Below are 568 nucleotides of genomic sequence, written 5' to 3' on the forward strand. Positions count from 1 at the left end.
CAACCCGGTACGCACCAGAAAATCATTGATATGGCCATGAATGGCGTTGGATGCCGGGCAACCGCCCGCATTATGGGCGTTGGCCTCAACACGATTTTCCGCCATTTAAAAAACTCAGGCCGCAGTCGGTAACCTCGCGCATACAGCCGGGCAGTGACGTCATCGTCTGCGCGGAAATGGACGAACAGTGGGGCTATGTCGGGGCTAAATCGCGCCAGCGCTGGCTGTTTTACGCGTATGACAGGCTCCGGAAGACGGTTGTTGCGCACGTATTGGGGTCTGACGCTCAGTGGAACGAAAACTCACGTTAAGAAGTCATTTTTCAATATTATTGAAGCATTTATCAGGGTTATTGTCTCATGAGCGGATACATATTTGAATGTATTTAGAAAAATAAACAAATAGGGGTTCCGCGCACATTTCCCCGAAAAGTGCCACCTGACGTCTAAGAAACCATTATTATCATGACATTAACCTATATGTCAAGACCCGGCTGGTTATACACGCGTTTCCTGAACAATTCAGGGCGTTTTTCATGCCATTCCTTGAGCGCCTGAACGGGTGTTTT

1 pseudogene is annotated in these 568 nt (G+C 48.6%); it reads left to right on the forward strand.

The features are described from left to right. Positions 1–278 (forward strand): annotated as a pseudogene (locus ABD169_RS16100) (IS1 family transposase); the annotation flags it as partial. Between the last annotated feature and the right edge of the window lie 290 nt (positions 279–568).

This window comes from Leucobacter iarius, from assembly GCF_039530105.1.
Classification (GTDB): domain Bacteria; phylum Actinomycetota; class Actinomycetes; order Actinomycetales; family Microbacteriaceae; genus Leucobacter; species Leucobacter iarius.